The following is a 9,848-nucleotide window of genomic DNA, read 5'->3' as shown; positions in this document are numbered from 1 at the left end:
TTAAGAATTGCCCCGGAACTTTATCTGAAACGCCTGGTAACCGGCGGGATGGAGAAAGTTTTTGAAATCGGAAGAAATTTCAGAAATGAAGGAATTGACCGAAACCATAATCCTGAGTTTACTATGCTGGAGCTTTATCAGGCATTTGTCGGATATGAAGAAATGATGAAATTATGCGAAAAGTTAGTTTTTGTGGCGGCTAATAAAATCGGAAGTGAAATAAAAATTCCTTTTCCGAGAGTAAAGCTTTTTGATTTACTGAAAGAATACTCAGGGATAGATTTTAGGCCGTTTGTCGGATCGCCGGATATGAAAACAATGATTAAGAAGTTCAGTCTTGATATACCGGAAAATACGCCTGAACATAAAATTCTTGACCATATTTTTAATAATAAAGTTCTGCCGAATCTTAAAGAGCCGACATTTGTTTTAGATTATCCGTCTTTATATTCTCCGCTGGCTAAATCTAAAAGCGATGACCCTTTTATTGCCGAAAGGTTTGAGCTTTATATGGGCGGGATGGAAATAGCAAATGCGTATTCAGAGCTGAATGATCCTCAGGAACAAAAAATTCGTTTTGAAATGCAGTCCGAAGCAAAAAAGAAAGGCGATGAGGAAGCCGAACCGTATGACGATGATTTTATTGTTGCTCTTGAACATGGAATGCCCCCGACAGGAGGGCTCGGCATAGGGATAGACCGTCTTGTAATGATTTTAACCGGAATTGATTCCGTAAGAGAAGTAATACTTTTTCCAACTTTGAGGCCTGAATAATGAGCGTAGAATTTTTTATAGCATGGCGATATCTCAAAGCGCGGCGGAAAGGTGTTTTTACTCTTTTAACGACTATTATTGCCGTGGGGGGAATAACTTTGGGCGTGGCGGCGCTTATTATAACAATTGCGGTTATGACCGGCTTTCAGAAAGATATCAGGGAAAAAATTCTTGGTATTCAGCCGCATCTGATTGTAACAAAAGAAAGCAATATGGAATTTAGCGAGTATCCTCAAATAGAAAAAGAGATAAAAAGGAATAAGCTGGTTACTGCTGCAGCGCCTTTTGTTATGGGGCAGGCAATCCTGAGGCATAGAAATTTTACGACGGGAATAGTTTTAAAAGGAATTGATTTTAAAAAAGAGGACCTGATCGTAAACCTTTCAAGGATTCTTGTAAAAAGCGAAAAGAATTTTAATATAGGCGAAAATGAAATTTTGGTGGGAAATGAACTTGCCAGAAACTTATCCGTAATGCCTGGGGATGAAATTATATTGATGTCCCAGGGGCAGATTGCAATGATTCCCAGGATGGAGAAATTCCGGGTTAAACAACTTTTCCATTCAGGCATGTATGAATATGATTCAAATCTTGCTTTTATCTCGCTTCAAACAGCGCAAAAGCTGTTTCAGCTTAAGAATTCTATATCAGGGATTGGCGTTTCAGTCAAAAACTGGGAAAATGCTGATGTTATAGAAAGAGAGATTCAGGAGTATGTCGCTTATCCCTACTGGGTGCGTTCATGGTATAGGATGAACAAAAATTTGTTCGCGGCCCTTAAGCTTGAAAAAATAATGATGTTTATAATTCTGGCGTTGATAATAATCGTCGCTTCATTCAACATTATTTCAAATTTGCTGCTTTTAAGCGTGGAAAAATCAAAAGAAATCGGGATACTTTCGGCGATAGGAATGTCGCGGAAAAAAATATCCAAAATATTTTTTTATGAAGGCATAATAATCGGTTTAAGCGGTATCGTGACCGGAATATTTCTTGGGGTGGGTTTGAGCTTAATCTTAAAGAAATATCAGTTTATTCATTTGCCTCAGGATGTTTATTATCTTGATAAGCTTCCGGTCAAAATTATTCCGGCGGACATTTTCGGGATTACCGTAGCCGCTTTAATAATTACTGTTCTTGCCGCGGTATATCCTGCTTATCAGGTGACAAAGCTTGACCCCCTTGAAGCTATCAGGTACGGATGAAAAAACGCAATGAATATAATCGCTGAGAAAATATCCAAGAGTTTTTTTATAGATAAAAAGGTTGAAACTAAGGCTTTACGGGACGTTTCGCTTGAAATCCGTTCGGGAGAAATAGTCGCTGTGATGGGCCCGTCCGGCGCCGGGAAAAGCACTTTGCTTCATATTATCGGACTTATGGACAGGCAGTCAAGCGGGAAAATAATTATTGACGGCCAGGATTCAGTCAACTTTTCTGACAAGGAATACGCAAAGATCAGAAAAGAAAATATAGGGTTTCTTTTTCAGATGCATTATCTTTTGCCCGATTTTACGGTTTTCGAAAATGTCTTAATACCGGTTTGGGAAAAGAAAAAAGAAAAAATACCAGATGTACTGACTATTTTGGAAAGGTTAAGCATAAATGAAAGGCTGAATCACTTGCCAAGCGAACTTTCCGGCGGCGAACAGCAAAGAGTTGCTTTAGCACGCGCGCTTATAAATGGCCCGCGCATGCTTTTGTGTGATGAGCCGACGGGAGATTTAGACCGCGAAACAGGGAAAATAGTTGAAGAGCTGATTTTTAGCGAATCAAGAAAAAGAGGAATCACCCTTATTTTGGTCACGCATAATCCCGAGTTGGCAGATAAGGCTGACAGAATAATAAAAATGAGAGACGGGAAAATAATATAAAATCAAGGATCAAAAGTAAAAAGTCAAAAATATAAATGGGCAACCAGCAAGAGGCAAAAAGTGCAGTAAACATTTTGAATTTTAATATGTATTTTTGATATTTGATGTTTGATTTTTTATATCAAAGGACGTAATATAAGGAGTTATGAATGAAAATCTATCTTGACGGTAAATTTGTGGAAAAGGAAGACGCAAAAATTTCTATTTTTGATCACGGCCTTTTGTACGGAGACGGAGTATTTGAAGGCATCCGCGCTTATAACGGAAGGATTTTTAGGCTTGAGAAACATTTAGAAAGGCTTTTCAATTCTGCAAAGGCCATTTCGCTTGATATCCCTATGACAATCAAAGAAATTGAGAAAGCAATTATAGAAACTTGCAAAGTAAATAACATAAAAGACGGATACATCAGAATTGTTCTTACTAGGGGATTAGGCGATTTGGGGCTTGATCCGAGAAAATGCGGTAAGCCCACAATTTTTATCATTGCCGATAAAATTAATCTTTATCCAGAGGAATTTTATACCAAAGGGCTTACCCTGATTACAGCTTCCACGCGCAGAAATATTGTGGAAGCTCTTAGTCCGTGTATTAAATCGCTTAACTACCTGAATAATATTATGGCCAAAATTGAAGCGAACCGCGCAGGAGTACCTGAAGCTATTATGCTTAATCACATGGGTTATGTTGCTGAATGCACGGGGGACAATATTTTTGTCTTAAGGGGTAACGAACTCATCACTCCTCCGACATGGGTGGGAGCTCTTGAAGGTATTACTCGCGATGCAGTCATTGAGATTGCCGCAGAAAAGCTGAAAATTTCCGTTAAAGAAGAGATTTTTACAACGTATAATATTTATACGGCTGACGAGTGTTTCTTAACCGGGACAGCGGCAGAAATTGTTCCTGTTATAAAAGTTGACCTGCGTCCGATTGGAAAAGGAGTTCCCGGGCAAATCACAGGCAAGCTGATTAAAGAATTTAAAAAATTGACTTCAGAAACAGGAACACCGATTTATGGAAAATAAAAGCTTTAAAATACGCGGAGTGAACCTTGGCGGCTGGCTTATGATGGAGGGATACATACTTCACGGGAGAAATATCGCTGAAAGCGTATTTAAAAAAAGTTTTAAGAAATCAAACGGATTAAATGCTTTGAAAGACTTTGAAAAATCTTTTAGAGATACATTTATTACTGAAAAAGATTTTAAAAATATAGCTGTTATTGGGGCAAATACTATACGTTTGCCCTTTAATCATAAGTTAATAGAGACTAAACCATATTATTTTGACAAAAAAGGGCTTAATTACCTGGATAATTCTTTCCGCTGGGCTGAAAAATACGGGCTGAAAATAATTTTGGATCTTCACGCCGCGCCAGGAGCCCAAAACTGCGACTGGCACGGAGATTGCGAAGGAAAAGCTTTTTTTTGGGAAGACAAGAAATGCCGTCAGCGGGCAATTGTTTTATGGGAATTCCTGGCAGACAGGTATAAGAATGAAAAATCCTTGCTTGGTTACGATTTATTGAATGAGCCGGTATTAAATATTAAAAAAGAAAAGATATTAAAGACTTTTTATAAAGATGCGATAAAAAAAATTAAAAGTGTTGATAAAAAAAATATTATATTTCTTGAAGGAAGTGTTTGGGCGCAGAAGATAGATTTTTTAAAGGATTTAATTGAAGAAAATATTACAATAAGCATACATTACTATCATCCGTTGTCTTACACATATAATTATAACCATTTTTCATCATTTCCCGGAAAAATTGACGGGGAATCTTGGGATGAAAAAAGAATTGAAAAAGCATTGAAACCCTATTATGAATTTTCAAAAGAAAATAAAGTAGATATTTTTGTGGGAGAATTTGGGATCAACTGGCGTGGCGGATATTTTGGTGAATCGGAATATCTTAGATCAGTGCTCAAAGTTTTTGAAAAGTATGGCTTTGGCCATGCTTACTGGACTTATAAAGCTGTGTCAAATAATACATTTCCCGACGGTATTTATCAGCATCTTCCAAACAATAATTTTGTTAAAAGAGAGGGCCCGGTATACGGATGGGAAAATTATATTCCTTCATGGAAATCAAACAAAAAGAATATTGTTAATTTATGGGACACAAAAAATTATACCCAAAATAAAGAAATTACAAACGCATTAAGAAAGTATTGTTAAAAAAGGAAATTTAAATGACAAGCAAATTTACTGACAGGGTTCAAAGAGCAATAATTATAGCTCAAGATGAAGCTAAACGCTTAAACCATAGTTATGTCGGAACAGAGCATCTGATGCTGGGCATGGTAAGCCTAGGGGAAGGGGCCGGCGTAAATATTCTTAATAATTTAAGCATTGATATCAATAAGGTTCGCGATGAAATAGAAAAAATTATCGGAGTCGGGGAAGACATGATTTTAATCGGTGAAATTCCTTTTACTCCGCGGGCAAAAAAGGTTTTAGAGTATTCCGTTGATGAGGCACAAACAATGGGGCATAGCCACGTAGGGACAGAACATCTGCTTATGGGGCTTATAAGAGAAGAAGAAGGTATAGCGGCGCGCGTGTTAGGAAAATTCGGAATTGAGCTTGCGGATGTAAGATCTGAAGCCCTAGGGTTAATTTCCGACGATACCCCAAAAACTTATGAAAATACTCAGACCGCCGGTTCTAAGGGAAAAGGCAAGGTTTCTACATTGGATGAATTCGGAAGGGATTTAACTTTGCTTGCAAGGGAACATAAGCTTGATCCGGTAATCGGAAGAACCGATGAGATAGAAAGAATAATACAGATTCTTTCGCGCCGCACTAAAAATAATCCGGTATTAATCGGAGATCCGGGAGTTGGAAAAACTGCAATTGTAGAAGGGCTTGCTCAACGCATCGTTTCGGGCGATTGCCCCGAAGTTCTCTTGCCAAAAAGAGTTTTTGCCCTTGATATGGCTTCAATTGTTGCAGGGACAAAATATCGCGGCGAGTTTGAACAGCGGTTAAAAAATATTCTTGACGATATAAGAAAATCCAAAAACAAAATAATACTTTTTATTGATGAGCTTCATACGGTAATCGGCGCGGGAGCGGCTGAAGGGTCCATAGATGCCTCCAACATGCTTAAGCCTGCCTTAGCGCGCGGCGAGCTTCAATGCATAGGGGCAACGACTTACGACGAATATCGAAAACAAATAGAAAGTGACGCGGCTTTTGAAAGACGGTTCCATCCGATTACGGTAGATCCTCCCAGCGTTGAAGAAACGGTTAAAATATTAAAAGGCTTGAAAGAAAAATACGAAAATCATCACGGTGTGAAATATTCAGAAAAAGCTTTGTTGGCTGCGGCTCAGCTTTCAAACCGTTATATCTCCGATCGTTATTTGCCGGATAAGGCGATAGATTTAATAGATGAAGCGTGCGCCAGAGCAAGAATCATGGCCGCTTATCCTCCCGAAGAACTTAAAAGAAGAGAAGACGATATAAAAATAGTAACTAAGGAAAAAAATTCAGCTATTGCTAAACAAGACTATGAAAAGGCTGCCAAATTAAGAGACAAGGAAAAACAGCTAATAAAAGCTCTTGAGGAAGAAAAAAAGGAATGGCGAATATCAAGTTCGGATAAATATCCTGAAATAACTGCTGAAGATATCGCAGAACTTGTTTCAAAATGGACTAAAATTCCCGTAACTCGTCTTACTGAAAAAGAATCTGAAAAATATCTTCACATGGAAGATAATCTCAAAAAAAGGATTATAGGCCAAGATGATGCGGTTAAGGCCGTGTCTCACGCAATACGGCGTTCAACAACGGGCTTAAAAGACCCCAACCGGCCGATCGGCAGCTTTATTTTTCTCGGGCCTACGGGTGTCGGAAAAACAGAACTTGCAAGGACTCTGGCTGAATTTCTTTTTGGAGACAGGAACGCGTTAATACGCGTTGATATGTCTGAATTTATGGAAAAATTTTCTGTCTCCCGCCTAATCGGCGCTCCTCCGGGATATGTCGGTTATGAAGAAGGGGGGCAGTTAACGGAACATGTTAGAAGAAAACCTTATTCGGTAGTTTTGCTTGACGAGATTGAAAAAGCGCATCCTGACGTATTCAATATTTTACTGCAGATTATGGATGAAGGAATTTTAAATGATAATTTGGGCCATAAAGTAAGCTTTAAAAATACGATGATGATTATGACTTCAAATATCGGCGCCCGATTAATCCAAAAAGGGCAGTCAATGGGATTTGCGGTAAAAGACAAGGCAAGCGAGCAGTATGAATCAATTAAAGAAACGGTTATGGCGGAAGTAAAGAAAGCGTTTAATCCGGAATTTATAAACAGGATTGATGAGCTTATCGTTTTTCATCAGTTAGGCAAAGATGAGATGATAAAAATTCTTGATCTTATGCTGGAAAAAGAGAAAGAAAACATCGTTTCCCAGGGATTTATTATGGAATTTACAAGAGGGGCTAAAAATTTTCTTCTTGAAAAAGGTTTTGATCCGAAATTTGGCGCTCGGCCTCTGCAAAGAATAATACAAAAATATATGGATAATGCTTTTGCTGAAGAAATTTTGTCAAACAAATTTGCCCGAAGGGAAAATGAGCCGTTAACAAAAATAATTGTTGATGTTGGCTCCGATAAACAAAATATAGAGTTTAAACTGAAGGAAAAGCCTGAAACAGTTTCATAAACCGGTTCAATATAGAAATTCAGCCAAACAAATATTCGGCAAAACCTGCCGATGAAAAAGTTTCTGATTATTATCGCAGAGGCTCATCTTAATTAGGGCTTAATGAAAAATAGAAATAATGTTGAATTTATAATTTATAATGTGAAATATTAAAGCCTAGAAGTGCTCGATTTTTTACTGTTTTTCACCAAAAAGCTTGCGCTTTTTGTTTGAATATGTTTTTCATTAAGCCCTTGATTATTCACCCCGTTAGAAGTCTTTGAGATATTGTTTCTTATTGGCTTGTACCGTCTAAGAATGCATGTTTCCAATATTTCTAACGGGGCAAGCAGATAACGGCAAGATTGCACCGATTTACCGTCATCGTAATCTGTGCAATCAATTCTATAATCAATGTAATCAAGGGTCTGATGTGTTTTTCAGCAGACCCTAATTAGATTTCTTACCCCAATATAAATGCTTAAAAAAATCAGCTTATTACTTCTGACAGCCTTTGTATTCACCTTCCTTTACCTCAATGTCAGCATAAAACTTGATATTCTTCAAAAACCCTTAAAAAAAGCAATCAGCGGAACACCGTTTTCTGATGTTAAATTTGGGAATGTGTATTTCAAATTCTTTAACCGCATTTCAATTAATAACATTAGTTTAGGAAAAGATTTCTATTGCAAAGAGTTAGTAATCTTTATAGATCCGATTATTCTTGTCAAAAATATAAAAAACCCCGAAAAAGCGCTAAGTCAGTTTTTAATTGATAATGGGAATTTAAAATTGACAAGTAAATTTATAAAGAAATTTAATTATTTATCATCATTCAACGGATCAGCAGGGCAAAATATTAAAATCATTTTAAAAAATATTGAACTATCGTTTGAAAATTATAAACTAACCGATTTAAACGGCTCAATAAAAATAGATAAAAATGTTTACGGCAGCATATCAGGACAGTTGGAAGACAAAAGATTTACGATAGATGCTATTATTTCAAAAGAAAAGGAATCGCATAAAGCTGAAATCTCGTTAGGGATTTCCGGAAATAATATGGAAGTTAAATCATTATTGGAGGCATTAATATCTTCGGACGGAAAAATTAATTTAGTTGCAAGAACCCCTAAACTGCAATGGCAGAATATTTCTTTTGATAATTCAGTGTTAAAAATGATTTATTTTAATTCATCTTATGAAATAAAATTAATGAACAAGGAATGCGGGATTTATGCAGAAAAAAAACTTCCTGAAGATTTTAAACTTAAAGCAGATCTAAAACTGGATAGTATGATATCTGGTGCCTCGGGAAAAATAAATTTTAATTTTGAAAAAAGTAAAAATGCAATTAAAGGCGATTTTTACGGCCTGAATATTTATTACCTAAAGAATCTTATCGGCGACATATCCTTTAGTTTAAAAACAAATCCGAATCATTCAATAACCGGTAAAGGAAAAATGGATAATCCCGGATATATTTTTGAAACAATTTCAAAAAATTTAAACGAATTTAACATAAAAGCAAAATCAAAAGGAAAAGGTCTTGCGGAACTAAAAGGAACCTTTTTGCCTTTAAGCTTTATTATTAAGGTTTCAAAGTGGCCGTTGGAGAATATGCCGATTTTATCAAGTTATTATCCCGGGATAAAAGGAGAAATCAACGCGGAAACAGAAATTAGTGAAAATATCAGCCGTATTAAAATATTTGCTGATGACTTAGTTTTGAAAGGAAATAAAATCCCTTCTTTTAAATTGGGTTTATTTGAGTCAAAAGGCGATTGGTTCTATAAAATAAATTCTTTTGACAGAAGCTTTAATGTTTCCGGGAAAAAAATGAAATCTTCATATTGGAATATAAATGCGTATTTAAACGGCATAGCTTTAAGAAACTTATTTTTATTGGCGGATTTGCCGAATAATATAAACGGCCAGATTTACGGAAAAATAGTTTATGATTCTAATTCAAACGGTTATGCAAGGATACGTCTAAAGAATGTTTCCTATTTAGATTATACTTGCGATTCAGCAAAAATATTTGTTGATATGGGTTCGGAATACTTTGATATAGGCTATTTTTCTCTGCACTCGGGCAAAGGGACGATTACGGGAAACGCATTTATAGGGCTTAATCCTTATTGGGGGAGTTCAAGTTCAAATATTTTGTTTTATAAATTTCCTTTAAAAAATAGAATTATTAACGGGAAAATCGGCATAAAAGGCAATATTTTTAGTGAAAAAGATGTTCATTTCATAGGGAATATAAACGGGTCAGCTATTAAAATTGATAACTGGGCTGCTGATAATTTAAAAGCGTTGGTTGACGTTACTAAAGAAAGTATTGATGTTAAATCTTTTAAAATTGATGAAACTTTAAACGGGAAGATATACATAAATATTTTTAAGAAATATTTAAAAGGTATTTTTTCTTTTACCAGTTTTACAATTAACGGTATTTTTAATGATTTTAAAGGATCTTTTAACGGAAACCTATCATTAAAGGGAAGTTTTGAAAACCCTAATATTGATTTTACATTTT

The 9,848-nt window shown here is 36.1% G+C and carries 7 protein-coding genes; all 7 read left to right on the top strand.

What is annotated here, in order from left to right:
• On the top strand, positions 1-774 hold a 774-nt coding region (locus tag NT145_01865; protein ID MCX5781440.1), incomplete at its 5' end, for a lysine--tRNA ligase.
• Positions 774-1,979, top strand: a complete 1,206-nt coding sequence (locus NT145_01860) for an ABC transporter permease (protein ID MCX5781439.1) — start codon at positions 774-776, stop codon at positions 1,977-1,979. The genes NT145_01865 and NT145_01860, both read left to right, overlap by 1 nt.
• A gap of 9 nt (positions 1,980-1,988) precedes the next feature.
• On the top strand, positions 1,989-2,648 hold the full coding sequence (locus NT145_01855) for an ABC transporter ATP-binding protein (protein MCX5781438.1): 660 nt from the start codon (positions 1,989-1,991) through the stop codon (positions 2,646-2,648).
• Between the two features lie 149 nt (positions 2,649-2,797).
• Complete coding sequence (gene ilvE / locus NT145_01850; GenBank protein ID MCX5781437.1) at positions 2,798-3,676, top strand: branched-chain-amino-acid transaminase; 879 nt, start codon at positions 2,798-2,800, stop codon at positions 3,674-3,676.
• Positions 3,666-4,829: a cellulase family glycosylhydrolase gene (locus tag NT145_01845; protein ID MCX5781436.1), complete on the top strand. Its 1,164-nt coding sequence runs from the start codon at positions 3,666-3,668 to the stop codon at positions 4,827-4,829. Before ilvE ends, NT145_01845 begins: the two co-directional genes overlap by 11 nt.
• Before the next feature lie 14 nt (positions 4,830-4,843).
• Complete coding sequence (locus NT145_01840; GenBank protein MCX5781435.1) at positions 4,844-7,327, top strand: ATP-dependent Clp protease ATP-binding subunit; 2,484 nt, start codon at positions 4,844-4,846, stop codon at positions 7,325-7,327.
• 456 nt (positions 7,328-7,783) lie between these two features.
• The coding region (locus NT145_01835) for a hypothetical protein (protein ID MCX5781434.1) at positions 7,784-9,848 on the top strand (2,065 nt) is incomplete at its 3' end.

The sequence above is a fragment of the Elusimicrobiota bacterium genome, from assembly GCA_026388075.1.
In the GTDB taxonomy this organism is placed as follows: domain Bacteria; phylum Elusimicrobiota; class Endomicrobiia; order Endomicrobiales; family JAPLKN01; genus JAPLKN01.
This window is presented reverse-complemented; position numbering and strand designations above follow the sequence as displayed.